Genomic DNA, 24,803 nt, shown 5'->3' with positions numbered 1-24,803 from the left:
TGATAAGGAATGTACGATGAATTATCCGACGCTCGAAGATGTGGTTGGCAATACGCCACTGGTTCGTTTAAAGCGCATAACGGCTGGTCGTAATAACACGCTTCTAGCCAAGCTAGAAGGTAATAACCCTGCTGGTTCGGTGAAAGATCGCCCAGCACTCTCTATGTTAAGTGAAGCTGAAGCGCGGGGCGATATTGTTCCAGGCGATACGCTGGTGGAAGCAACCTCGGGTAATACGGGTATTGCGTTGGCCATGGCCGCGGCTATCAAAGGTTACAAAATGACGCTAATCATGCCTGAAAACGCTTCTGAAGAGCGTAAGCAGGCGATGGCGGCTTACGGCGCCACATTGGTGTCAGCGAGCAAAGAAGGCGGGATGGAAGAGGCGCGAGATATTGCCGATGCGATGATTGCAAGAGGCGAAGGTAAACCGCTAAACCAATTTGCCAATCCAGATAACCCGCTTGCGCACTATCGCACAACGGGGCCCGAAGTGTGGCAGCAAACCGGCGGTGAAGTGACGCATTTTGTCAGTTCAATGGGGACCACGGGCACCATCATGGGAGTGTCTCGTTATCTTAAGGAACAAAACCCAGCGATCCAAATTGTCGGTTTGCAACCGGCGGATGGTGCGAGCATCCCGGGGATTCGTCGTTGGCCAAAAGAGTACTTGCCGTCGATTTTTGAAGCACCAAGGGTCGATATCACCCTTGATATCGCTCAGCAAGAAGCAGAAGCCCACATGCGCCGCTTGGCTCGTGAAGAAGGTATTTTTGCCGGGGTGTCGTCAGGTGGCAGTTTGGCTGGAGCATTGCGTATCGCAGAACAAACTGAGAACGCGGTCATTGTCTTCATCGTTTGTGACCGAGGCGATCGCTACCTTTCCACAGGCTTATTTGCCCCGGAGTTATAGATGGCCATGTTGGGTAAGCGGCGGCCATCTCGCCCCGCCTCGGGACACTCAGGGCTAGTTCGCCAACCAAGCCGTAAAACTGAGTCAAAAGATGATATCTCGACAACGCTGGTGGTTGAGCGTTTAGCTCATGATGGTCGTGGTGTAGCGCATAATGTCGAGGGAAAAACAGTCTTTATTGATCAAGCGCTTCCCGGTGAGCATGTCGATGTAGCGATACACGTGACGCGCAAGCGGTATGACGAAGCGCATATAAAAAATCGGCTCACCTCTTCAGAACAGCGGGTTGAGCCTCCCTGTGCTTACTTTGGGCAGTGCGGAGGCTGTGATTTACAGCATCTTAATCTTACTGCACAACGCCAGCATAAGCGCGACGTTGTCACCGAGCTAATGGCGCGTCAGGGCCTTACGCTAGGTCCTATTGCTGCGTTAGATGGTAGTAGCGAGCACTACCGACGTCGCGCCCGTTTGGGGGTTAGGGTAGATGGTCAGGGGAATGTTCTACTGGGGTTTCGAGCACCCAACAGCCACCGATTAGTTGATATTGAGCAGTGCCATGTGCTGGTGCCAGCGCTGAACAAATTGATTCTTCCGTTACGGCAACTGCTGGCAACATTAGCCTCGCCCCGTCTCGTTGGCCATGTCGAATTACTGGCGACCGATGAGGCGACAGTCGTGCTAGTGCGTCAGTTAAAAGCCCATGATCAAGATAGAGCTCGCTGGCAGCAGTTTGCGGAACAGCAGCAGGTCTCGCTCGGCACTTGGTTAGGGCGGGAAACACCTGTTTTGCACTGGAATGGTGCACACGGAGGCGCTACACCCGTTCTACAAGAAGTGCTTAATCTTGATGAACTCGGAATTCAAAGAGCGAGTTCACCCACAAGTGAACACTGTTTGTCGGGTGATAAAGCATCCAGCCTAGTGACGTTACGTTTTTCACCAGGTGACTTTTTACAGGTAAATGCTGAGGTTAACCAAAAGATGGTAGCCCAGGTGGTAGCATGGTTAAAGCCAGCGCCGGGGCAACAGCTCGTAGATCTCTTTGCAGGGATTGGTAACTTCAGTTTGCCGTTAGCCGCCGCAGGAGCAAAGGTGCTTGCTGTAGAGGGCAATCCAGCGATGGTGGAGCGAATTACCGCTAACGCTGATGCTAATCTACTGGATGTGCATGCCCAGCAAGCAGACTTAAGTGACGCCAAAAAGGTGCAAATGCTATTGAGCGAGCATCAGCAAATTGATGCGATTGTGCTGGATCCGCCGCGCAGCGGCGCAGAAGCAGCTTGCCAAGTATTAGGTAGTTACAATGTACCCCGGGTGGCCTATATTTCTTGTGACCCGGCAACGCTTGCTCGCGATGCGGCACATCTTGTGCATGCAGGTTATCGCGTCAAGCAAGTAGCAGTGGCCGATATGTTTTTACACACTGCTCACCTGGAAACGCTGATGCTATTTGAATACGAGGGCTAGCCTGCCCATTGCATCAAGCCTCGGTGACGGAAAGTGGCTAGCCGTCACCCTGAAAGGATGAATGATTGTCATGGTGAAAGTGCGTGAAGACCAGCCGCTTACCGAAAGCGGAAAGGTGGACATACAGCAGTGGTTAGCGCGCCTTCAAGAGGATGTGCGCCTACGTGAACCCGAACGACTATTGCAAGCGTGCGCGCTTGCTGAACAGTTGGAGCGAGAGGCGCCGCAAACCCACCGTGTGTGGCTCTCGCCAGGTTCAAGTTTTCGAATGGGGCTGGAAATGGCCGACATTCTGGCCGAGCTCAAGCTTGATCAAGCAACCCTTGAGGCTGCCGTGCTGTATCGCGCGGTTCGCGAAGGGCTGCTGAGTATAGACGCCGTTACCAAACGGTTTGGCGAAGAGGTCGCTAAGCTGATTGATGGCGTTTTACAAATGGCGGCCATTAGCTACCCACTAGCGCCCAACCATGGTATGGGCCAGCATAATCAGCAGGAAAATCTGCGCAAAATGCTGGTTAACATGGTTGGAGATGTACGCGTTGCATTGATCAAAATTGCTGAACGCACCTGCGCCTTGCGCCAAGTAAAAGATGCGCCCCGTGAAAAGTGCTTACAAGTCGCACGTGAAGTGGCTGATATTTATGCGCCGCTTGCTCATCGACTTGGGATAGGACAAATCAAGTGGGAACTTGAAGACCTATCGTTTCGCTATCTGCATGAAGATGAGTACAAAGCGATTGCTAAGCTGCTGGCTGAAAAGCGCTTAGATCGTGATCGCTATATTCATGACGTGGTGGAAACCATCAAGAGCTTGATGGAAGCCCAGAATATTCACCACTATGACGTCGATGGGCGAGCCAAGCACATTTACTCAATCTGGCGCAAAATGAAGCGCAAACGGATTGATTTTTCCCAGGTGCACGATGTGCGCGCAGTGCGCATTCTGGTACCTGATGTGGCCGATTGTTATACCGTACTCGGAATTGTTCACTCGCGTTGGCACCATGTACCCAACGAGTTTGATGACTATATCGCCAACCCGAAGAAAAACGGTTACCAGTCACTGCATACCGCGGTGATGGGGCCAGAAAATAAGGTGTTGGAAATCCAGATTCGCACCTTTGCTATGCATGACGAAGCAGAATTAGGCGTGTGCGCACACTGGCGATATAAAGGGCATGATACCAACGCCAAAAGCCGTAGCTATGAAGAAAAGATTGCCTGGTTGCGCCAAGTGCTTGAGTGGCAGGATGAAGTGGGTGGCTTTGGCGACCTGCGTGAAGGTCTTTCCAGCGACGTTGCGCCAGACCGCATCTATGTGTTCACTCCCGATGGTCATGTCATTGACCTGCCGCGTATTGCCACACCCATCGACTTCGCCTATCGCGTGCATACCGAAATTGGTCACCGCTGCCGTGGTGCCAAGATTAACGGCCGGATAGTACCGCTTACCTATAAGTTAAAAACCGGCCAGCAGGTCGAGATTTTAACGGCCACCAAAGGCGGCCCCAGCCGCGACTGGTTAAACCCCAGTTTGGGCTATGTGCGCACCTCACGCGCGCGGGCGAAGATTCAGGCATGGTTTAAGTACCAAGCACGAGACCAGAACCTAGACGAAGGGCGGGCGCTGTTCGAGCGTGAGATGCGCCGCTTGGATGTTGAAGGGCTTGACCTTGCTAAGCTTGCTGGTGCTGTTAACTACCAAAACGCCGACGATATGTATGCGGCGCTTGGTGCGGGCGACCTGCGCATCGGCCAAGTGCTTCATCAAGCCCAGCAGTTGTTTGGTGAAACGGACGACCAAGAGCAGTTGGATCGGTTGCTGGCGAAGCCACGCCGCCAGCCAAGCAAAGCGACCAAAAGCGACATCACCGTGCTGGGGGTCGGTAACTTAAAAACCAGCATGGCGAATTGCTGTCGGCCAGTGCCAGGCGAACCGATTGTTGGCTTTATTACCCAAGGTCGCGGCGTCACCGTCCATCGCCAAGATTGCAGCAACATCCTTCAATTGCGCATGGAAGAGCCCCAGCGCATTATCGAAGTAGAGTGGGGCGAACGTGCCCACACCCGTTACCCCGTCACTATTGAAATTCAAGCCTGGGATCGCTCCGGCTTACTACGCGACGTGACAGGGCTACTAGGCAACGAGAAGGTTAATGTATTAGCTGTTAATACGCTGACAGATACTGACGAGGGGATTGCGCGACTGCGCATCACGCTGGAAGTCGACGGTCTTGAATCGTTAGGCCGTTTGTTTTCTCGTATCCAGCAGTTGCCCAACGTGACGGAAGTACGTCGTCTACGTAATGCCGACCCAGAGAAAAACGTCCGTAAAGGAGGCGCCTGATGCGTTATAGCGTAGAGGATCTGCTGACATTGATGTCGGTACTTCGCAATGCGGAACAGGGGTGTCCTTGGGATATTAAGCAAGATTGGGACAGCATCGTGCCCCATACGCTGGAAGAAGCTTACGAAGTTGCTGACGCTATTGAGCGGCGCGCTTTTGATGAATTGCCCGGCGAGTTGGGTGACCTGCTGTTCCAAGTGGTCTATTACGCCCAGTTTGGTGCTGAAGAGCAGCGCTTCGACTTTCACGACATCGTCGATACATTGACCGCAAAGATGTTGCGACGTCATCCGCATGTATTTCCTGATGGCACGCTAGCGTCACGGCGTCCACCCGGAGTGAGTGCCGAGGACGTACAAACCCAGCACGTTAATTCACGTTGGGAAGCGCTTAAGGCCGGTGAGCGTGCTGAGCGTTCACAGCAAAGCACGCCCTCTGTACTTGACGATGTTCCGCGCACGCTACCTGCGCTTAGCCGTGCCGCTAAACTCTCGAAGCGTGCCGCCAGGGTCGGGTTCGACTGGCCGGATGCCAGCGGTGTACTGGACAAAATCCGTGAAGAGCTGGCTGAAGTTGAAGAAGCCCTTGCCGAGGGTAACCAACAGCACGCTCAAGAAGAAGTCGGCGATTTGTTGTTTGCAGTGACTAATTTAGCGCGCACATTGGGTGCTGACCCCGAACAGTGCTTGCGTACCACAAATACCAAATTTGAGCGCCGCTTTCGCTACGTAGAGCGCGAGCTTGCCGCCGCTGCGCGTTCGCTAACCGACGCCTCGCTGGATGAAATGGAAACACACTGGCAAGCCGCTAAAGCACAAGAAAAAACGCTTACCCCTTAACAACTGATTTTTAACAACTAGCTTTTAACAACTAATGCGACCCCGTAAGGAGGCCATGCCAATGAGTCACGACCTACACGAATCGCTACGTGATAACGTGCGTATTCTCGGTGATAGCCTGGGCCGTACGATTGCCGATGATTTAGGCCAGTCATTTGTTGATAAAATTGAAACGATTCGTGCCCATGCCAAGCGGGGACGGCAGGGCGATTCATTGCAGCAGCGTGAGCTTATTGAGTATCTGCGCCAGTTGCCCGAACGCGACCTGCTGCCAGTTACGCGCGCGTTTAACCAGTTTTTGAACCTTGCCAACATTGCTGAACAGCACTACCGGGCGCGCTTTCGCCGGGTGGAAGACTACAAGCCTGGTACCCAGCCAGTGCTTGGTGAACTGCTAAGCCGTGCACAGCAGGCGGGTAATTCGCCCCGTAAATTAGTAGAAACCCTGGCCAGTATGCGCGTTGAACTCGTGCTGACTGCCCACCCCACAGAAGTTATCCGCCGCACGTTGATTCAAAAATACGATGCTATCGACGAGTGCCTGACCGCGATTGAAAGCTCTGAGGACTATCCAGAGCGTGGCACTCGCGCCCAGGGGCGCCTGGAAGAGTTGATCAGTCAAGCGTGGCATACCGATGAGATTCGTCATGAGCGGCCAACCCCTGTTGATGAGGCCAAATGGGGTTTCGCGGTTATCGAAAACTCCTTATGGCAGGCAGTGCCAGACTTCCATCGCGATTTGGATAATTTATTACTCGATACTGCCGGAGAGCGTTTGCCGCTAGATGCCGCGCCTATTCGCTACGCTTCTTGGATGGGCGGTGACCGAGATGGCAATCCAAATGTCACCGCGCGGGTGACGCGAGAGGTGCTGTTATTGGGCCGCTGGATGGCCGCCGATCTCTATTTGCGCGATCTTGAGCAGCTGAAAACCGAGCTTTCCATGTGGAAAGCCAACAGCGCCCTGAAGGCAGAGGTGGGAGAAGTTGCTGAGCCTTACCGCGAGCTGCTCAAGCGTCTGCTGAATAAAATGGAAGCCACACGCGACTGGGCAAAAGCAGAGCTGGATGGCCGCAACTATGACGGCGGGCCAATTATTGAAACCCGCGACCAGCTCTACGCACCGCTGCTGGCATGTTACCGCTCGCTGTGTGATGTCGGGCTGGATACCATTGCAAACGGTGCGCTGCTTGATACCTTGCGCCGCGTGGCAGTGTTCGGTGTCACGCTGACCAAACTTGACCTGCGCCAGGAGGCCAGTCGCCATGCCCAGGTAATGGAAGAACTCACCAGTGCACTAGGCTTGGGGCACTACCAGGACTGGAACGAAGCACAGCGCCAAGAGTTCCTGCTCGCAGAGCTTGAATCAAGTCGGCCGCTGATCCCACGCCGTTGGGAGTGCTCGGCAGAATCCCGCGAAGTGCTCGATACCTTCAAAGTGATTGCTCAAGAGCATGCTGAAGCGTTGGGTACTTATATTATCTCCATGGCTGCCGAGCCTTCGGACGTATTAACCGTTGCGTTATTGATGAAAGAGGTGGGTGGCCAAGTCACGCTACCCATCGCACCGCTGTTTGAAACCCTGAACGACCTTGACCATGCGGGCGATGTCATTGACCAATTGCTGGCGCTTCCCGGTTACCGTGCCCTGGCGAAAGACCGTCAAGAAGTCATGATTGGCTATTCAGACTCGGCTAAAGACGCCGGACAGCTTGCTGCTGCCTGGGCACAGTACCGTGCCCAAGAGTCGTTAGTCGATGTATGTGACAAGCATGGCGTAGATTTGACGCTTTTCCATGGCCGGGGTGGCACTGTTGGTCGTGGTGGCGGCCCTGCGCATGCGGCGATTCTCTCCCAGCCGCCAGGTTCAGTGAATGGTAGCCTACGAGTGACAGAGCAAGGCGAGATGATTCGCTTTAAGTTTGGTCAGCCAGATATCGCGCTGCGCTCTATGGAAATTTACGCCTGTGCGGTCATGGAAGCGACGCTCTTGCCACCGCCCGCACCGGAGCCTCAGTGGCGTGAAGAGATGGACCAACTGGCGAAAGTAGCCCATGCCGCCTATGTGGGCGTAGTGCGTGAAGACCCCGATTTTGTCCCGTATTTCCGTGCTGTCACGCCAGAAGGGGCGCTGGGTAGGCTGCCGCTCGGCTCTCGGCCAACCAAGCGTCGCCAGGATGGTGGCGTGGAAACCTTACGCGCGATTCCGTGGATTTTTGCTTGGACACAGATTCGCTTGATGTTACCTGCTTGGCTGGGCAGCGGTGAGGCGTTCTCGCGACGCCTGGAGCAGCCAGGCGGCCGGGAAGTGCTGCAAGAAATGCGCAGTCAGTGGCCTTTCTTTGGCACCTATCTCGATATGTTGGAAATGCTGTTGGCCAAAGCGGACGTAGCGATTGCAGCTTACTATGAGCATCGCCTAGTCGACGAGCCTTCGCTGAAAGCATTGGGTAAGAAGCTACGTGAGCGTTTTGAGCGGCTTGAAAACGTCGTGCTGGATATCCTTCAGCAAGAGAAGCTGCTTGAAAACACCCCGCTTATTCGCCAAGCAATTGATGTGCGCAACCCTTACATCGACCCGCTTCATGGCTTGCAAGCGGAGCTTCTACAGCGTAATCGGGACGCCGATGGTGCCATTAGTGCCGATCTCTCTCGTGCGCTCATGGTGACCATGGCAGGTATTGCAGCAGGTTTACGCAATACGGGTTAAAAATAACAGTACGCCGCCACTATGTGTGGCGGCGTCGTCATCACCTTATTAGGAATTGGGGGCGTGATGATAAAGGATGCTCAGTCAGTACTGTCGTTTTGGTTTAATGAATTAACGCCAGCGCAGTGGTTTAAAAAAGATACGTCGATGGATCAGCAGATTACCCAGCGTTTCGGCCCACTGCTGACCAAAGCGGCTGCCTGTGAATGTTATGAGTGGCGCAGTACTGCTCGAGGGAGGCTGGCTGAAATTATTGTGTTGGACCAGTTTTCTCGAAATATCTACCGTGACCACCCGCAAGCCTTCGCCAGTGACGCGTTAGCTTTAGCGCTTGCACAGGAAGCGGTTGCTTTAGCGGCGGATAACGAACTGGCTCCCGTCGAGCGTAGTTTTTTATACATGCCTTATATGCACAGTGAGTCTGCCGCTATTCATGAGGTGGCAATGCAGCTGTTTGATCAACCTGGATTAGAGAATAACTTGGATTTCGAGATTCGCCACAAAGCGATCATTGACCGCTTTGGTCGTTATCCCCACCGCAACGAAGTGTTGGGCCGGGTATCTACGCCAGCCGAAATAGAGTTTCTTAAACAACCTGGGTCCGGCTTCTAGTTAGGCTTTTAACGTTAGCTTTTGAATTTTGCTTAACCACTTCACCACACTTTTGCCTATGGCGTTTTATGTCGTTACGAAAATCTACCCGCATCAATAAATACATCAGCGAAAGCGGTTTGTGTTCTCGCCGAGAGGCTGACCGCTATGTTGAACAAGGCAACGTTTGGATTAATGGGCGTCGGGCAACGACAGGCGATCAAGTGGTGCCGGGTGATCGGGTTAAGGTCAACGGTCAGGAGATAGAGCCTCAGGAAGAAGAGGATTTGGTGCTTATTGCGCTGAATAAGCCAGTGGGGATTGTCAGTACCACCGAATCCAGCGAAAAAGATAATATTGTTGAATTCGTGAAACATGGCACGCGCATCTTTCCCATCGGGCGTCTCGATAAAGACTCACAGGGGCTGATCTTTCTAACCAATAATGGCGACCTGGTTAATAAAATCCTGCGCGCTAATAATAATCATGAAAAAGAGTATGTGGTTACGGTCAATAAGCCGATTACCGATGAGTTTGTAGCAGGCATGCAGAAGGGGGTACCGATCCTTGGGCAGGTGACTAAAAAGTGTAAAGTGACCAAGTCGTCGACGTTTGTGTTCACTATTACGCTGGTGCAAGGGTTGAACCGCCAGATTCGCCGTATGTGCGAGTACTTTGGCTACGAGGTCACCCAGCTTGTTCGCACACGAATAATGAATGTTTCCCTGCAAGGTTTGGCTCTAGGTGATTGGCGGGACTTAACCCCTAAAGAGATTGATACGATTGTCGCGCTGACAGAACGCTCTGAGGCAGTTCCTGACAAGAGCCAGACGGCACGGCCTGATTACAATTCGGGGGCAGGCTCTAACAAACCTAAAAAAACAGCCACCAAGGGGAAGCAGAAACAGGGGAGGCAGAAACAGGGGCACCAGAAGCCGGCTAGGCCAGGAGCTAAAGCGGTTGGCAGCAAACCGCCACCTAAGGGCAAAAAAGCTGCCAGCGGAAAAGCGCGTACTGGCCCGAAGGCTAGTGCATCGGGTAAGCCACACCCTAAGGCCAAAGCTGCTGGCGCGGGTAAGCCTAGCGTAAAAGGTAAGGCCGGGGCTAAGCCAGTTGGTAAAGGCCGTGTTGGTCGGGCGAAAGGGAAGCGTTAGGTAAAAATAGAAAGGCGGGCAGCCCTGGGTGCCCGCCTTTAGCGCCTAACCTATTGTATACCTACAAGCTGATGGATCAGGCAAATAAGAAGTTAGCAATTAGTTCTTTGCCACCTTCTGTGGCAAACGATTCGGGGTGAAACTGAATGCCGTGAATGGGGTAATCACGGTGCTTAACGCCCATCAATTCAAACTCACCCACTGTTTGCCAGTGGCTGCGTTGCTCAAATTTTTCAGCACCTAGCGCGCCCACTGTTGCGGTCACTTCCAGGCAGTCGGGCAGGGTGAACGCGTCGGCAATCAATGAGTGATAGCGCATCACCTCAAGCTGGTCGGGTACGCCATTAAATACCGAGCGATTGTTGTGGTTGATCGGACTGATTTTGCCGTGCATCGGTAAAGGCGCTTTTACCACCTTGCCGCCAAAAACGTGAACAATGCCCTGCATGCCCAGGCAAACGCCCAACAATGGTGTGGTTTTGCCGAGTTTCTCGATAACGTCGGCACAGACGCCAAAGTAACGCGGATCATCCGGCGAGCCTGGACCAGGAGAGATTATAATCCGATCAGGCGCCATGGCTTCTATCGCTTTTAAGTCGATTTGGTTGTTGCGCTTAACAATAATCTCGAAATGGGGCAGCTCGCCGCGGTTCTTCTGCGTGGTTAAAATCTCACCAATAAACTGATACAGGTTATAGGTGAAGGAGTCGTAGTTATCGATAATTAGCACCTTCATGCTTGGCTCTCCATGTCCATATCCGCGCTCATAAAAGGGGCAAGGGCTTTACGGGTGCCAGCAAATTTGCGGCGAATTTCTTCGTATTCATCCTCGGCGTTGCTATCAAACACGTTGCCGCCACAGGTTTGCACGTAAGCGCTTTCACCGTTTACAAAGACCGTACGAATGGGAATCGCGAAGGTGCAGTCGCCATTAAAAGAGAACTGGCCAACCGCGCCGCCATAAGGGCCACGACCGTCAATTTCCAAGTCATCGATAATTTTCATTGCTTCGATTTTTGGCGCGCCCGTCAGCGTACCCGCAGGGAAGTTGCTGGCAAGGGATGTAAACATATCTTCGCCTTCGGCAATAATGCCAACAATTTCACTGGAGATATGTTGCACGTGACTAAAGCGCTTGATGTCCATCAGGCTACGTACTTTCACCGTGCCAAATTGTGCCACTCGGCCAATATCGTTGCGGTGTAGGTCCACAATCATATTGTGCTCGGCAATCTCTTTAGGATCGTTGAGTAGCGCACGAGCTAACTGCGTGTCTTCTTGAGGGGTTTTGCCACGAGTGGTAGTGCCTGCCAGCGGGAAGGTCTCCATCTCGCCCTGGCGGAGCCTGAACAGAAGCTCGGGGCTTGCGCCAATCAGCTTCTGCTCGCCAAATTTCACGTAGTACATCTGTGGCGATGGGTTAATGGTGCGCAACTGATCGTAGAGCGCTAGCGTATCGCCTTTAATGCTAAAGCGCTTTTTAAAGCCGACTTCGCACTGGAAAACCTTACCGTCGATGATGTCCTGCTTCACCTTGGCCACCGCTTCGGCGTGCTCTTCGCGGCTCATGGTGTCGCCCAGCGCAGTGATGTGTAACGAGCCTGGAGGGATATCTTCAGCGTCGATCAAGGTTTGCAGAAACTCGTAGCGACTGTTGTCGTAATAAAAATAGGTCACTTCCCCGGTCATTTTGTCGAGGATCAAACCATCTTTATAAAGGCCAAATCGAAACGTGTCGAAATCGTCGCTAGCTTTCAACGATAACGAAGGCTCAAAGTACTGCATAGCGTCATAACCAAGATAACCACTTAGTCCGCCTGCATACTTACGAGAAATAATATTCTGCGGAATCAAGCTGCGTAGCAGCTCATAAGGGTTATCGCTTGGATAGTGGTTTGCATTACCGTCACGATCTTCAATAGTTAGCGTGCTGCCATTGGCGTAAAGCGTGTACTCAGGGTCAAAGCCAATAATCGAGTGGCGCGCCATATGGCTATCTTCGCCTAGTGATTCCAGCATGTAGCAGGTATCAAATTGGCGTTCAATTTTTTGAAACAGAGCAAAAAAGTCACAGTCCGCCGCCAGGGTGACGTAGTGAGGCTTGCGCGACAGCGTAAAAGGCTGCGGGCCTGATGAAGCAGGCGTAGTCGTCGTCATGATTAATCGGTCCGTGAAGTGGGTGACGGTAGTGATGAAGGTAACGTTGAAGAGGGTAATGTGGTTAAAGCGCGCGAACCGCGGGATACCGTGGCAATACCGACGCCCAGGATTTCAGCGATTTTGCGGTGGGGGACTCCTTCACGCAAAAGCTTAAAAATCTGTAGGCGTTTGCAGATTTCTTGGTACTCTGCGGGCGTTAACAAGCTGGCGAGTGCCTCGTCCATTGCTTCTGGCGAATCAATGGCAAGTAAATAGCGTACTAAATCAGCCTGATGGTCATCATCAAATGACATAAAGTGAGTTCACCGTATTGCCACAAAATTAAGGAAATAAGTTGCTGTACTAGCGTACTAGTACGGTATCCTATTACGCAATGAAGTCAAGCCATTCGTGTTAATTTGAGGAAGCCCGATGACCGACTATTTTATTCAAGCGTTTATCTATCTCATTGCAGCGGTAATCGCTGTCCCCCTTGCCAAGCGGTTTGGACTTGGTTCGGTGCTCGGTTATTTGGTAGCTGGGGTGGTGATAGGCCCAATGCTGGGATTAGTCGGCCAGGAAACCACCACGATTCAGCACTTCGCCGAGTTTGGTGTGGTGATGATGCTGTTTTTAGTCGGTATGGAGCTCGACCCAAAAGGGTTGTGGGCCATGCGGGTAAGCCTGATAGGGATGGGTGGTTTACAGGTGCTGATAACAGCCGCTGCAGGTACCGCTGTTGCTTGGTGGCTGGGACTTGCTTGGCAAACATCCTTGGCCATCGGTTTGATTTTCGCGCTTTCCTCAACGGCGATTGTGCTACAAACCCTAAACGAAAAAGGACTCACGAAAACTGAAGGCGGGCGTAGCGCGTTTTCGGTGCTGCTATTTCAAGACATCGCGGTGATCCTGATGTTGGCGTTGATCCCACTATTGGCGCTCCCTGAACTAATGGGAGAAGGTGGTAGTTATGCTGAACATAGCAGCCTTAGCCTTGTCGAGGGTATGCCAGCATGGCTCCACGGGCTGGTGGTGGTTGGGGCTATCGGGATCGTAATTATTAGTGGGCATTACCTTGGGCCAGTACTGTTTCGCTATGTGGTTTCCTCTGGCTTGAGAGAGGTATTTACAGCTGCCGCTTTAATGCTGGTCATTGGCATCGCTGCGCTGATGGGGGTTGTCAATTTGTCTCCAGCGCTTGGCGCTTTTTTAGCCGGTATCGTACTCGCTAACAGCGAATTCAAGCACGAAATCGAGGCCAACATCGAACCGTTTAAAGGGCTTTTGCTCGGTCTGTTTTTTATCACGGTTGGGGCTGGTATCGACTTTCAGGTACTCACGTCACAGTGGCCAGCTGTGCTGGTATTAGTGCTTGGTGTTATTGTTGTAAAGGGCATTATCCTGTTCGGGCTAGCCATGTTGTTCCGGGTCCGCGATAGCAATGGCTGGTTGTTTACGTTAAGCCTTGCTCAGGCGGGGGAATTCGGATTTGTGCTGTTAACTTACAGCGTGCAGAGCAACGTTATTCCTGTTGATGTATCGCAATTACTTTCGCTTGTTGTCGCGTTTTCCATGTTTGCGACGCCGCTATTGTTTATTGCCTACGACCGCTTAGTGTTGCCGCGCTACCAAACAGCTAAAAATGATACGCGCGATGCCGATAAGATCGAAGAGCAAGCGCCGGTGATTATCGCCGGTGTCGGTCGTTTTGGGCAGGTTGTATGTCGCTTGTTGCGCGCCAATAACATTCCCATCGTGGCTTTGGATCTCGAAATTGAGCAAATTGAACTCCTCCGCCATATTCGGATTAAAAGCTACTTTGGCGATGCTAGTCGCTCAGATCTTCTAGAAACCGCGGGTATTGCGCATGCGCGAGTGATGGTAGTGGCGATTGATGATCGCGATCGTGCTGTTGATATGGTGAAGCACGTCAAGCATTACTATCCCAACGTTTGGGTATTGGCGCGTGCATTTGACCGTGGCCATGGGTATCAGCTTCGCGAAGCAGGGGCTGACGATATAACCAGAGAGGTTTATCACTCTGCGCTGGAGCTAGGCGGCCATACGTTAACGGCTATGGGTGTGCATCCTATGCGTGCCAAGCAGATGATCGACTCGTTTGAGCAACACGAAAATGCTCATGAAGATGAGCTGTTTGAAGCCTGGAAAGAGATTGAGGAGGGTATTAGCTTTAGCCCGCGTTACGGCGAACTGTTTATGAAACTGGAAGAGGCGCTGAGTAGGTCAATGCGGCACGGTTGGGATGAGTCAAATCAAGCTGAAGAACCCGTATGGACGTCGCCTGAACAGGCATCCGAAGAAAACCGCTAAAACGGCAGATGCAGAGAGGCGCTTAACATATTGAGGTGGCTGAGGGTGGGAGCGTCGATGCGTTCGTACTCTACGCGGCTTTCCAAGCGATTGATGGTCATGGTGGCGCCAAAGCCTTGCAGGAAGGCGGTGCCGCCGTCGTCGGCCAGTGGTTGATCGGTTTCGCCACGCCACTCGGTGAGGCCAGACTTAGCGTAAATACTAAAGGCGCCCATTCGCACGCCTGCGACGATCGCTCCGCCTAAGCTGAGAGTATCCATAATAATAGGATCAACATTGGAGGCGATGGGGACTTCTTCGCTTTCGCGGTAGGCAATTTCTGCGCCAATATCCAGCTGTGGTAACTGCCATGGACTAAAGCCGGCCGTAAAGCGGAAGCCAGTGGTGTAACTATCGAGGCTGCTTAAGTCGCTGCCTTCTAGAACAACACCATTGCGCAGGGCCATAAACTCGCTGTTGGGAGACGCATAGGCGAGGTCGGTATCTCCGCCGCTGGCTAAACAGCCCATAAATGGCAGCATGGAACCAGCAACACTACAAAACAGGGTGCTTGCCAAGCGTTTCATTGGCGTTCCTCGTGTCCCTGACTAAGGAAGTTATCTTAATCAGCCTAGCAACGGGCGCTGATTTCTACCACATTAATTGCGTTATTTGATAAGTTTTCTAGCAGATTTTTACCCATTTTCAAAAAGCGCTCGCCAAATACCCATTGCGGAGAAAGCACGGCGACGGTATTCGTTTGCTCTTTTTGTCGCTGTCGCTGACGCCACTCAAGCGCAGTGCTGCTCCAATCTTCACTGTGCTGGAGCTGAAAGCCGTTTGCTGCCAGCAAGTCCGTCAGTTCAGTCATCGAAAGTAAGTGTGAATGCTCTGGCGATGCTGCCCAAGGAACCGGGTAGCGTAATTCGGCAAAGTTTTTACCACTAACGACTTCATGCATGACAAGCTTGCCGCCTGGGCGGAGCACACGTCGGCTTTCGGCAATAACGCGGGCGGGGTCGGGCATGTTCATTAGGCTGTGCTGAAATAGCACGGCATCAAATGTGTTCTCCGGAAAGGGTAATTCACAGGCATCTCCGGTAACCCAGCTAAGTGACGAATTTGCCGGAGAAGCCGATAAGTTAGTCAGTGCCTGATTAAGTACGTTAAAGCGGTGGGTGATATCTAAACCGGTAAGTTGAAAACCTAGCGCTGCCCCTTGACGCATTAATCCGCCTAAGCCTGAGCCTATATCAAGCACCTTTGTATGTTGTGAAGGATCAAGTAGGTTAAGCAGCTTTTTAGAGGCGGCAATACCACCGATATGTAGCTGGTCTAGCGGGGCAAGTTGGTGAAGCGTTGGGCCATCGGGGTAATGGGTGTGAATTTGTCTAAGGATAGCGTCATCGCGTAACCCTTGGTGGTAATGCTCTGCTAGCTGCTGTTGAGTGGACATGTTGGTGTCTCAATACCTTACAAAAATTAACGCCGACCACGGGCCGGCGTTAATTAAAGGGTTATTTTTGATCCTCAAGCCCAAGCTCTTGGATAGAAATTTCGCGCATTTTAAATTTCTGAATTTTACCGGTTACCGTCATCGGGAACTCATCAACAAATTTAAAGTAGCGAGGAATCTTAAAGTGAGTGATTTTGCCTTTGCAGTACTCGCGCAGGTCTTCTCCAGTGACTTCTCCTGCGCTGCTGTTGAGTTTCACCCAAGCAATTAACTCTTCGCCATACTTCTTATCCGGAACACCGGTGACCTGTACTTCTGAAATCGCAGGGTGGGCGTATAAAAACTCCTCGATCTCTTTAGGGTATACATTCTCACCGCCGCGAATCACCATGTCTTTAATGCGGCCAACGATCTGGATGTAGCCTTCCTCGTCCATCGTGGCAAGATCGCCCGTATGCATCCAACCGGCTTCATCAATGGCTTCAGCCGTGGCTTTGTCATTGTTCCAGTACTTTAGCATCACACTGTAGCCACGGGTGCATAACTCGCCAATTTCACCACGGGGCAGAATGCCGCCGTTGCCAGGATCGACGATCTTGCTTTCCAGGTGGGGTTGGGTGCGGCCAACGGTGGAAACGCGCTTATCAATGGTGTCGTTAGCGCCGGTTTGGGTGGAAACCGGGCTGGTTTCTGTCATGCCGTAGGCGATCTGTACGCCTTTCATGTTCATCTTTTCGATGACCTGCTTCATGATTTCAGCAGGACAAATAGAACCCGCCATAATGCCGGTGCGCAGCGTGGAAAAATCAGTAGTGGCAAAGTCGGGGTGCTCTAGTTCGGCGATGAACATAGTGGGTACGCCGTAAAGCGCGGTGGCTTTTTGCTCGTGTACCGCTTTTAGCACTTTACCGGGGTCGAACCCTTCATCCGGATAAATCATCGCCGCGCCATGGGTCATGCAGCCCAGGTTACCCATCACCATGCCGAAGCAGTGGTAGAGCGGTACGGGGATGATCAAGCGGTCTTCGCTGGTAAAGCCCATGCTTTCGGCAACAAAGAAGCCATTGTTGAGGATGTTGTGGTGAGAGAGCGTCGCGCCTTTCGGAAAGCCCGTTGTGCCCGAGGTGTACTGAATATTGATCGGGTCATCAAACTGTAGCGTGGCCTGCAGGTCATCAACATCCGTCTGGCTGACCTTGTTGGCTTCGTTAATGAAGTCTTCCCAGCGCCACATACCACTATGCTTGTCAGTGCTCAGATTAATGATGCACTCAAGATCAGGTAGCTTTTGTGCTTTTAGCTGACCCTCTGCGCTGCTATTTAGCTCAGGCGCGAGCTCAAACAGCATGGCGGTGTAATCAGAGCTTTTGAATTGATTGGCAGTGACTAAAAAGCGCGCACCGGATTGATTAAGCGCGTAATCCAGCTCATGAGTACGATAAGAGGGGTTAATGTTGACTAAGATGGCGCCAATCTTGGCGGTGGCAAACTGGGTTAGGGTCCATTCGCAGCAGTTTGGTGCCCAGATGGCAACCCGGTCGCCTTTTTTTACGCCAATGGCCAGCAACGCACGTGCGCAACGGTTAACTTCTTCCTGAAGCTGGCGGTAGCTCCAATGAATGTTCTGATGAAGGGCGATTAGCGCGTCGTTGTCGGGATACTGTGCGGCGATTTGATCAAATTTATCGCCAATGGTCATGCCCAGCAGCGGCTTATCTGCGGTGCTGCTGGTGTAGCTAGGTAGGGTGTGTGCAGGTGATGCCATGGATGTCTCTCCGAACTGTTTTTTTTGTCTCAACGGGAAGAAAGCAGTTGGCTTCTATATTTATTATTAGCTAACCGTACTTATGGCCAACGCGACTTTAGAACTGGGCTTGCGACCAAGCTGCTGAGTGATCCAGACGCCTGTATCAATCACTGCCTGGAGGTCTATGCCGGTTTTAATGCCCAGCCCCTCCAGCAGGTAAAGTACGTCTTCTGTGGCCACATTGCCGGATGCACCTTTGGCATAGGGGCAGCCACCAAGCCCTGCAGTCGCTGCGTCAATCACGCTCACGCCTTCTTCCATTACGGCATATAAGTTAGCTAGCGCCATGCCATAGGTGTCATGGAAATGGGCCGCTAAATGCTCGATAGGCACCTGCTGACGGGCAGCCTCAATCATCCGCTTAGCGGCTAGCGGCGTGCCGACACCGATGGTGTCACCCAGAGAGATTTCATAGCAGCCCATCTCATAAAGTGCGCTGGCTACCTCGGCAACTTTTTGCGGTGAAATATCCCCTTCATAAGGGCAGCCCAGCACGCAGGACACATAGCCACGCACCCGCACACCTGCTTCGTTGGCTCGCGCAAGCACTGGCTCAAAGCGTGTCAGCGACTCAGCAATCGAGCAGTTGATGTTTTTCTGAGAAAACGCCTCAGAAGCGGCGCCAAATACCGCTACTTCCTCAACGCCGGCTGCCAGTGCTCCTTCCAGGCCTTTCAGGTTAGGCGTTAACGCCGAATAAACCACGCCGGGTTTGCGGGCAATACCGCGCATAACTTCGCTGGCATCGCCCATTTGTGGTACCCATTTTGGCGAGACAAAGCTGGCGGCTTCAATATGGGTAAGGCCAGCATTCGCCAGCCGTTCGATCAGTTCGATTTTGGTGGCGGTGGGCACTAGGGTGCCCGGTTCGTTTTGCAGGCCATCGCGGGGGGCCATTTCAAACAGTTTAATAGACGTCGGCAGTGCCATCGGTTAGCTCCTATTCGTTGGGGGCAAAGTCGAGTAGCACGTCACCTTGACTCACGGTATCGCCCGACTGGAAGTGGAACGTCTCCACGCTACCATCGGCAGGCGCGGTCATGGTGTGCTCCATCTTCATCGCTTCCATGACCATCAACGGCATGCCTTTCTCGACCGCCGCGCCAGGCTCTACCAGCAGCGCGACAACGGTGCCATTCATGGGGGCAGTCAGCGTTGATTCCGCTTCATGGTGACCGTGGTCAATGGCATCGATGCGTCGCCAGAAGAGGCGTGTTTCGCCACTGGGTTCAGCCATCACCACGATATGGCCATCGCGGCGTGCCTGTAGACGGCGGCGGTGGCCATTTAGCGTGACGGCGACCGCATCACCTGTCAGCGATTGTAGGCTAGCGGTCAACGTTTGATCACCAATGGTCAGATTCCACAGCGATTCGCCGCTTTCGCGCTTACCTTCAACAATCACCACCGCTGCGTCGCTGTCGGCTGCCTGGGCACTTGCCGGGTCACATAGCGCAATACGAATGGTATGGGGGGCATTCAAGCGGAAGCCGTCATGGCGATCCCAAGGAGAGTCGCTCTCGCACTCTTGGGCCAGTTGGTTCAGGCCGATCAGCGCGGCGCTGGCATACGCTTCGGTAGAGTAGCTGCGCGGAGCAAACAGGGTGGCTTCGTTGCGTTCGATAAAACGCGTGTCGAGCTCGACGTTTTTAAAGCCGGGGTGATTTGCCAAGCGTTGCAGGAAGGCGCGGTTCGTCACCACGCCCTGTACATCCAGCGCCGCCAAAGCGCGGTTGAGAGTGGCCAGCGCCGCATCCCGGTCAGCGCCGTGAACAATCAGTTTGGCCAGCATGGGATCGTAGTGCATGGAAACCACATCGCCACTTTCCACGCCACTGTCTAAACGCACCCGATCGCTATCTAAGTCGGCACCTTCTAAATCCAAGGCGAAGCGAGTCAACAAACCGGTAGCCGGTAGGAAATCTTGCTCCGGGTCTTCGGCATACAGGCGCGCTTCAAAACTATGGCCGGTGATGGTGAGCTCGTCTTGTGTGCAGGGGAGTGGTTCGCCCATCGCAACGCGCAACTGCCATTCGACCAAATCCTGGCCGGTAATCATTTCAGTAACGGGATGCTCAACCTGCAGGCGCGTATTCATTTCCATAAAGTAGAACGAGCCGTCGGCATCGAGCAGAAACTCCACAGTACCTGCGCCCACATAGCCAATTTCTTTTGCCGCGCGAACGGCAGCGTCGCCCATCGCACTGCGCAGTTCGGGCGTCATGCCAGGAGCGGGCGCTTCTTCTATGACTTTCTGATGGCGGCGCTGCACGCTGCAATCCCGCTCGAATAGATACACGCCGTTGCCGTAGCGGTCGCAGAATACCTGTACTTCGACGTGACGAGGCTGCACTAGGTATTTCTCAATCAGCATACGGTCGTCGCCGAAAGCGGCGCTGGATTCGCGCCGACAGCCATCAAGCGCTGCTTTAAAGCCTTCGCCGCTTTCAACCACGCGCATGCCTTTACCACCACCACCGGCGCTGGCTTTCAACATCACCGGATAACCGATTTTATCGGCTTCGCTGCGCAGCAGCGCATCATCCTGATCGTCACCATGATAGCCAGGCACCAGCGGTACGCCCGCATTGGCCATACGCGCTTTCGCGGCAGATTTATCGCCCATCGCGGCAATTGCCGACGCAGGGGGGCCAACAAAGATGATGCCCGCTTGCTCAAGGGCTTTAACAAACCCACCGTTTTCTGAAAGAAAGCCGTAGCCGGGGTGAATGGCGCCAGTGCCAGTGCGTTTGGCGGCATCGATAACCGCATCAACATTAAGATAGCTTTCGCGGGCGGCGGCAGGGCCTAAGCGAACGGCTTCATCGGCCTCGCGTACATGGCGAGCCGTGGCATCGGCATCTGAATAAACGGCAACCGTTTTCAGCCCCATGCGGCGGGCGGTGCGCATTACGCGACAGGCAATTTCACCGCGGTTGGCCACTAGCAACGTGTCGAATTTAGTAAGGTCAAGCGTCATGAGCGTGGCTCCGCAGCAGTGTTGGGTTCTTGAAGGCCAGACGGTTGCGTCCAGGCAGGGCGGCGCTTTTCAAAAAAGCTAGCTAAGCCCTCTTGACCCTCTTGGCTCACCCGCAGTTTGGAGATCACTTGGCAGGTGTGTTCTCGGGTGGCGTCGCTGTCGGGTGCCTGAGCCACGCTTGCCAGCAGTGCTTTGGTTGCCCGTTGGGCTTGTGGAGAGCCACCCAGCAGGGTGTCGAGCATGGCGTCTACGGCGCTATCCAAGGCATCGTGTTCCACCACTTGGTGAACCAAGCCGAGCGCCATCGCTGTTGGCGCATCCATCACTTCAGCAGTGAGTGCGTAACGGCGCATTTGGCGTTCGCCAAGCGTGCGCTGAACATAGGGACTAATCACCGCGGGCGATAGGCCAATTTTGACTTCCGACAGGCAGAATTTAGCTTTATCTGAAGCGATTACCAGATCGCAACAGGCGGCTAGACCCACCGCGCCACCAAAGGCCGCTCCCTGAACTCGGCAAACGGTAGGGCAAGGCAGGGTGTCTAACCCGAACATAAGCGCTGACAGTTTGCGTGAGTCCGCTAGGTTGTCTTCCAAGCCGTAATCGACCATGCGCTTCATCCAGTTGAGATCAGCGCCAGCAGAGAAACTCTTACCTTCAGAGCCAAGCACCACCACCCGAACGTCACCGGCGTTGGCCAGCGCGTGCAGTTCGTCTAGATGGGCGTTTAGTTCAGCGATCAGGCTGTCGTCAAAGGCGTTATGCACCTCTGGGCGGTTTAACGTCAGGCGCGCCACGCCTTCTTCGATCAGTAGCGTTGAGTAAGCCATAGTGTTCGCCCTTACATCCGGAACACGCCGAAGCGCGTCTCTTCTACTTCAGCATTCATGGCCGCGGCTAGAGAAAGCCCTAATACGTCGCGGGTTTGAAGTGGATCAATGACGCCGTCATCCCATAGGCGGGCGCTAGCATAATAGGGGTGACCCTGGTGCTCGTACTGGTCGCGAGTGGGCTGTTTAAAGGCCTCTTCTTCCTCTTTGCTCCACTCGCGGCCATCGCGCTCATACTGCTCACGTTTGACCTGCGAGAGCACGCCTGCTGCCTGCTCGCCGCCCATTACCGAAATACGCGCGTTGGGCCACATGAACAGCAGGTTGGGGTCATAAGCGCGACCACACATTCCGTAGTTACCTGCGCCAAAACTGCCGCCAATCAAAACGGTGAACTTGGGTACTTTGGCGCACGCTACGGCAGTTACTAACTTCGCACCGTGCTTAGCGATGCCTTCATGCTCGTACTTAGAGCCGACCATGAAGCCAGTAATGTTTTGCAGGAACACCAGTGGAATCTTGCGCTGAGCGCAAAGCTCGATAAAGTGCGCGCCTTTTACCGCGCTCTCTGAAAACAGCACGCCGTTGTTCGCCACGATGCCAACCGGATAGCCATGGATATGTGCAAAGCCGGTTACCAAGGTGTCGCCGTAGTAGCGCTTGAACTCATCAAAGTCAGAGCTATCGACAATTCGACCAATGACTTCGCGAACGTCGTAAGGCTTTTTAAGGTCGGTGCCAACAATGCCGTAAAGTTCGCTGGGATCGAGTTTGGGAGGTTTGGGCGCTTGCATGGCTAATTTGCCGCGCTTTTGCCAATTTAAACGGGACACACAAGCGCGCGCCAACTGCAGAGCATGGGCATCATTTTCAGCGTAGTGGTCGGCTACGCCGCTAATTTTGGCGTGCACATCTGCACCGCCCAGGTCTTCTGCACTAATGTTTTCGCCCGTGGCCGCCTTCACTAACGGCGGGCCGCCCAGAAAAATCGTGCCCTGTTCTTTAACGATGATTGATTCATCCGCCATGGCGGGTACATACGCACCGCCAGCCGTGCAGGAGCCCATGACCACCGCTATTTGCGGGATGCCCTCTGCCGACATGGTGGCCTGGTTATAGAAGATGCGTCCGAAGTGATCGCGATCGGGGAACACTTCATCCTGGCGGGGTAAGAATGCGCCGCCTGAATCGACTAGATAGATGCACGGTAAACGGTGCTTACGGGCGATTTCTTGGGCGCGCAGGTGCTTTTTCACCGTTAGCGGAAAATACGTACCGCCTTTTACCGTGGCATCGTTGGCCACAATCACGCACTCAACGCCAGATACCCGGCCAATGCCCGTTACCACGCCTGCCGCAGGCACGTCGCTATCGTAAACGTGATGGGCTGCCAGGGCGGAAAACTCTAAAAATGGCGAGCCTTCGTCAATTAAGTGATCGATACGGTCACGCACAAATAGCTTGCCGCGGCTCTCGTGGCGTTCACGCGCCTTGGGGCCGCCACCTTGGGCGACGGCAGCGGTCAATTCTCGAAGCTTAGAAACTTCCCCCAGCATGGATGCTGCGTTGCTTTGAAAGACGTCGCTGCGGGGATTGATCTGTGTAGAGAGTGTGCTCATGGCGCGGCCCTTACTTTGTTTCGGTGAAGAGTTCGCGGCCAATCAGCATCCGGCGAATTTCGCTGGTGCCCGCGCCAATTTCATACAGTTTGGCATCGCGCAGAAGGCGACCGGTGGGGTACTCGTTGATATAGCCGTTGCCGCCGAGCAGCTGAATGGCATCTAGGGCAACTTGGGTGGCTTTCTCTGCACAGTAAAGAATCACGCCCGCTGCGTCTTTACGCGAGGTCTGGCCGCGGTCGCAGGCTCCGGCAACGGCATATAAGTAGGCGCGACAAGCGTTCAGCGTGGTGTACATATCCGCCACTTTTCCTTGCACCAACTGGAACTCGCCGATCGACTGGTTGAACTGCTTGCGCTCATGAATGTAGGGCAGCACGACGTCCATGGCGGCTTGCATAATACCAATGGGACCAGCAGCCAGAACGGTGCGCTCATAATCCAAACCGCTCATGAGAACGCGAACCCCTTTACCGACCTCACCCAGTACGTTTTCAACCGGTACTTTACAGTCTTGGAAAACCAGTTCGCAGGTGTTAGAGCCGCGCATACCCAGCTTGTCGAGCTTCTGTGCCGTAGTGAAGCCAGGCATGCCTTTTTCAATAATGAACGCTGTAATGCCTTTAGAGCCTGCTTCCGGGTCGGTCTTGGCATACACCACTAATACGTCGGCGTCAGGGCCGTTGGTGATCCACATCTTGTTGCCGTTAAGGATGTAATGATCGCCATCCAGCTTGGCGCGTAGCTGCATTGACACGACATCAGACCCCGCACCTGGCTCTGACATTGCCAGTGCACCTACGTGGTCACCGCTGATCAGCTTGGGCAGGTATTTCTCTTTTTGTGCCGCGCTGGCGTTGATCTTTAACTGATTGACACACAGGTTTGAGTGCGCGCCATAGGAGAGTGCGACAGAGGCGCTTGCCCGGGAAATCTCTTCCATCGCAATACAGTGGGCAAGATAGCCCATACCACTACCGCCATCTTCTTCAGATACGGTAATCCCCAATAGACCCATGTCGCCAAACTTCTTCCACAGATCATTTGGGAATTCGTTGTTGCGGTCGATTTCAGCAGCGCGCGGGGCAATTTCGCTAGCGGCAAAGGCATTGACCTGCTCGCGCAGCATGTTCAGTTCATCGTCGAGGCCGAAATTGAGTTCTGAATAGTGTGAAAACATGGTCAATCACCTTGTCATTGTTAAAGGGAGCTTTTCGTCGTTAAAGAAGGTTTTTCATTGAGTTCTTCAAGAGCCTGGCGGCAGCGAATTTCAGCGCTTTCAAGTTCCAGCTGCACCATCGTGATGTCTTTCATTTGTTGTTCTAGAGCCGATTTACGCTCGCTGATTTTGCTTAGCATCAGATGCAACTGCTTTTCGCTGCCGCTGCGGGTTTCATCCCACAGCTCAAAGAGTTCGCGAATTTCTGCTAAGGAAAAGCCGAGTCGTTTACCGCGTAGCGTTAATTTCAGACGCACGCGATCTTTGCTGCTGTAGATGCGTGTTTGGCCACGGCGAGCAGGGTGGAGTAACTCCTGATCTTCATAGAAGCGAATGCTTCGAGTGGTAACGTCGAACTCGCTGGCCAATTCACTGATCGTGTAGGTTTTGCTCATGATCATTGTTCTCGTCGATAGGGGAAT

General features: G+C 53.4%; 20 protein-coding genes. 8 read left to right on the top strand and 12 right to left on the bottom strand.

Going from position 1 to position 24,803, the window contains the following annotated elements; translation table 11 throughout:
* The first annotated feature begins 16 nt into the window (after positions 1–16).
* From cysM to rluF, 7 genes are all read left to right on the top strand, one after another.
* Complete coding sequence (gene cysM, locus JFC11_RS07245; RefSeq protein ID WP_089037860.1) at positions 17–913, top strand: cysteine synthase CysM; 897 nt, start codon at positions 17–19, stop codon at positions 911–913.
* Positions 914–2,380: a 23S rRNA (uracil(1939)-C(5))-methyltransferase gene (locus tag JFC11_RS07240; protein ID WP_038485171.1), complete on the top strand. Its 1,467-nt coding sequence runs from the start codon at positions 914–916 to the stop codon at positions 2,378–2,380. It abuts the gene before it with no gap.
* Positions 2,381–2,450: 70 nt separating this feature from the next.
* Positions 2,451–4,727 carry a GTP diphosphokinase gene (gene relA / locus JFC11_RS07235; RefSeq protein WP_198349102.1) on the top strand — a complete coding sequence of 759 codons (2,277 nt, stop codon included), beginning with the start codon at positions 2,451–2,453 and terminating at the stop codon, positions 4,725–4,727.
* Positions 4,727–5,566 (top strand): nucleoside triphosphate pyrophosphohydrolase, encoded by an 840-nt coding sequence (gene mazG / locus JFC11_RS07230; RefSeq protein ID WP_038485168.1) that lies wholly within the window; start codon positions 4,727–4,729, stop codon positions 5,564–5,566. Before relA ends, mazG begins: the two co-directional genes overlap by 1 nt.
* Before the next feature lie 61 nt (positions 5,567–5,627).
* The gene (gene ppc, locus JFC11_RS07225) at positions 5,628–8,276 is read left to right on the top strand and encodes a phosphoenolpyruvate carboxylase (RefSeq protein WP_038485165.1); all 2,649 of its coding nucleotides are present in this window, start codon (positions 5,628–5,630) and stop codon (positions 8,274–8,276) included.
* A gap of 66 nt (positions 8,277–8,342) precedes the next feature.
* Complete coding sequence (locus JFC11_RS07220; protein ID WP_198349269.1) at positions 8,343–8,888, top strand: DUF924 family protein; 546 nt, start codon at positions 8,343–8,345, stop codon at positions 8,886–8,888.
* A 68-nt stretch (positions 8,889–8,956) separates the two neighbouring features.
* Positions 8,957–10,021, top strand: a complete 1,065-nt coding sequence (gene rluF / locus JFC11_RS07215; RefSeq protein ID WP_198349101.1) for a 23S rRNA pseudouridine(2604) synthase RluF — start codon at positions 8,957–8,959, stop codon at positions 10,019–10,021.
* A gap of 76 nt (positions 10,022–10,097) precedes the next feature.
* Here rluF and JFC11_RS07210 read toward each other — a convergent pair whose 3' ends face one another.
* The 3 genes from JFC11_RS07210 to JFC11_RS07200 are packed head-to-tail and all read right to left on the bottom strand — an operon-like array spanning position 10,098 to position 12,474.
* On the bottom strand, positions 10,098–10,757 hold the full coding sequence (locus tag JFC11_RS07210) for an anthranilate synthase component II (RefSeq protein ID WP_198349100.1): 660 nt from the start codon (positions 10,755–10,757) through the stop codon (positions 10,098–10,100).
* Positions 10,754–12,178: an anthranilate synthase component I family protein gene (locus JFC11_RS07205; protein WP_198349099.1), complete on the bottom strand. Its 1,425-nt coding sequence runs from the start codon at positions 12,176–12,178 to the stop codon at positions 10,754–10,756. The genes JFC11_RS07210 and JFC11_RS07205 overlap by 4 nt, the downstream gene beginning before the upstream one ends.
* 2 nt (positions 12,179–12,180) lie before the next feature.
* Entirely contained in the window at positions 12,181–12,474 is a 294-nt protein-coding gene (locus JFC11_RS07200) for a Trp family transcriptional regulator (protein ID WP_038485152.1), read from the bottom strand.
* A 118-nt stretch (positions 12,475–12,592) separates the two neighbouring features.
* On the opposite strand from JFC11_RS07200, the gene JFC11_RS07195 reads away from it, so the two are divergent.
* Positions 12,593–14,491, top strand: a complete 1,899-nt coding sequence (locus JFC11_RS07195) for a monovalent cation:proton antiporter-2 (CPA2) family protein (RefSeq protein ID WP_198349098.1) — start codon at positions 12,593–12,595, stop codon at positions 14,489–14,491.
* On the opposite strand, the gene JFC11_RS07190 is transcribed toward JFC11_RS07195, so the two are convergent.
* From JFC11_RS07190 to JFC11_RS07150, 9 genes are all read right to left on the bottom strand, one after another.
* Positions 14,488–15,057 carry a hypothetical protein gene (locus JFC11_RS07190; protein ID WP_198349097.1) on the bottom strand — a complete coding sequence of 190 codons (570 nt, stop codon included), beginning with the start codon at positions 15,055–15,057 and terminating at the stop codon, positions 14,488–14,490. The two genes, JFC11_RS07195 and JFC11_RS07190, sit on opposite strands and share 4 nt — an antisense overlap.
* Positions 15,058–15,101: 44 nt before the next feature.
* Positions 15,102–15,926, bottom strand: a complete 825-nt coding sequence (locus JFC11_RS07185) for a class I SAM-dependent methyltransferase (RefSeq protein WP_038485143.1) — start codon at positions 15,924–15,926, stop codon at positions 15,102–15,104.
* 61 nt (positions 15,927–15,987) lie between these two features.
* Positions 15,988–17,691 carry an AMP-binding protein gene (locus tag JFC11_RS07180; protein WP_095603109.1) on the bottom strand — a complete coding sequence of 568 codons (1,704 nt, stop codon included), beginning with the start codon at positions 17,689–17,691 and terminating at the stop codon, positions 15,988–15,990.
* Positions 17,692–17,757: 66 nt separating this feature from the next.
* The gene (locus JFC11_RS07175) at positions 17,758–18,663 is read right to left on the bottom strand and encodes a hydroxymethylglutaryl-CoA lyase (RefSeq protein ID WP_198349096.1); all 906 of its coding nucleotides are present in this window, start codon (positions 18,661–18,663) and stop codon (positions 17,758–17,760) included.
* A 10-nt stretch (positions 18,664–18,673) separates the two neighbouring features.
* On the bottom strand, positions 18,674–20,713 hold the full coding sequence (locus JFC11_RS07170) for an acetyl/propionyl/methylcrotonyl-CoA carboxylase subunit alpha (RefSeq protein ID WP_198349095.1): 2,040 nt from the start codon (positions 20,711–20,713) through the stop codon (positions 18,674–18,676).
* Entirely contained in the window at positions 20,710–21,543 is an 834-nt protein-coding gene (locus JFC11_RS07165; RefSeq protein WP_198349094.1) for an enoyl-CoA hydratase/isomerase family protein, read from the bottom strand. Before JFC11_RS07165 ends, JFC11_RS07170 begins: the two co-directional genes overlap by 4 nt.
* A gap of 11 nt (positions 21,544–21,554) precedes the next feature.
* Positions 21,555–23,162, bottom strand: coding sequence for a carboxyl transferase domain-containing protein (locus tag JFC11_RS07160; RefSeq protein ID WP_038485129.1), 1,608 nt, complete (start codon positions 23,160–23,162; stop codon positions 21,555–21,557).
* Between the two features lie 10 nt (positions 23,163–23,172).
* On the bottom strand, positions 23,173–24,342 hold the full coding sequence (locus JFC11_RS07155; RefSeq protein ID WP_038485126.1) for an isovaleryl-CoA dehydrogenase: 1,170 nt from the start codon (positions 24,340–24,342) through the stop codon (positions 23,173–23,175).
* 20 nt (positions 24,343–24,362) lie between these two features.
* On the bottom strand, positions 24,363–24,776 hold the full coding sequence (locus JFC11_RS07150) for a MerR family transcriptional regulator (protein WP_009724565.1): 414 nt from the start codon (positions 24,774–24,776) through the stop codon (positions 24,363–24,365).
* Positions 24,777–24,803: the final 27 nt, after the last annotated feature.

The sequence above is a fragment of the Vreelandella alkaliphila genome, from assembly GCF_016107625.1.
Lineage (GTDB): Bacteria > Pseudomonadota > Gammaproteobacteria > Pseudomonadales > Halomonadaceae > Vreelandella > Vreelandella alkaliphila.
This window is presented reverse-complemented; position numbering and strand designations above follow the sequence as displayed.

Coding starts and splice junctions, on each gene's coding strand:
- cysM (WP_089037860.1), top strand. CDS start 17: ATGAATTATCCGACGCTCGAAGATGTGGTTGGCAATACGCCACTGGTT.
- JFC11_RS07240 (WP_038485171.1), top strand. CDS start 914: ATGGCCATGTTGGGTAAGCGGCGGCCATCTCGCCCCGCCTCGGGACAC.
- relA (WP_198349102.1), top strand. CDS start 2,451: ATGGTGAAAGTGCGTGAAGACCAGCCGCTTACCGAAAGCGGAAAGGTG.
- mazG (WP_038485168.1), top strand. CDS start 4,727: ATGCGTTATAGCGTAGAGGATCTGCTGACATTGATGTCGGTACTTCGC.
- ppc (WP_038485165.1), top strand. CDS start 5,628: ATGAGTCACGACCTACACGAATCGCTACGTGATAACGTGCGTATTCTC.
- JFC11_RS07220 (WP_198349269.1), top strand. CDS start 8,343: ATGATAAAGGATGCTCAGTCAGTACTGTCGTTTTGGTTTAATGAATTA.
- rluF (WP_198349101.1), top strand. CDS start 8,957: ATGTCGTTACGAAAATCTACCCGCATCAATAAATACATCAGCGAAAGC.
- JFC11_RS07210 (WP_198349100.1), bottom strand. CDS start 10,757: ATGAAGGTGCTAATTATCGATAACTACGACTCCTTCACCTATAACCTG.
- JFC11_RS07205 (WP_198349099.1), bottom strand. CDS start 12,178: ATGACGACGACTACGCCTGCTTCATCAGGCCCGCAGCCTTTTACGCTG.
- JFC11_RS07200 (WP_038485152.1), bottom strand. CDS start 12,474: ATGTCATTTGATGATGACCATCAGGCTGATTTAGTACGCTATTTACTT.
- JFC11_RS07195 (WP_198349098.1), top strand. CDS start 12,593: ATGACCGACTATTTTATTCAAGCGTTTATCTATCTCATTGCAGCGGTA.
- JFC11_RS07190 (WP_198349097.1), bottom strand. CDS start 15,057: ATGAAACGCTTGGCAAGCACCCTGTTTTGTAGTGTTGCTGGTTCCATG.
- JFC11_RS07185 (WP_038485143.1), bottom strand. CDS start 15,926: ATGTCCACTCAACAGCAGCTAGCAGAGCATTACCACCAAGGGTTACGC.
- JFC11_RS07180 (WP_095603109.1), bottom strand. CDS start 17,691: ATGGCATCACCTGCACACACCCTACCTAGCTACACCAGCAGCACCGCA.
- JFC11_RS07175 (WP_198349096.1), bottom strand. CDS start 18,663: ATGGCACTGCCGACGTCTATTAAACTGTTTGAAATGGCCCCCCGCGAT.
- JFC11_RS07170 (WP_198349095.1), bottom strand. CDS start 20,713: ATGACGCTTGACCTTACTAAATTCGACACGTTGCTAGTGGCCAACCGC.
- JFC11_RS07165 (WP_198349094.1), bottom strand. CDS start 21,543: ATGGCTTACTCAACGCTACTGATCGAAGAAGGCGTGGCGCGCCTGACG.
- JFC11_RS07160 (WP_038485129.1), bottom strand. CDS start 23,162: ATGAGCACACTCTCTACACAGATCAATCCCCGCAGCGACGTCTTTCAA.
- JFC11_RS07155 (WP_038485126.1), bottom strand. CDS start 24,342: ATGTTTTCACACTATTCAGAACTCAATTTCGGCCTCGACGATGAACTG.
- JFC11_RS07150 (WP_009724565.1), bottom strand. CDS start 24,776: ATGAGCAAAACCTACACGATCAGTGAATTGGCCAGCGAGTTCGACGTT.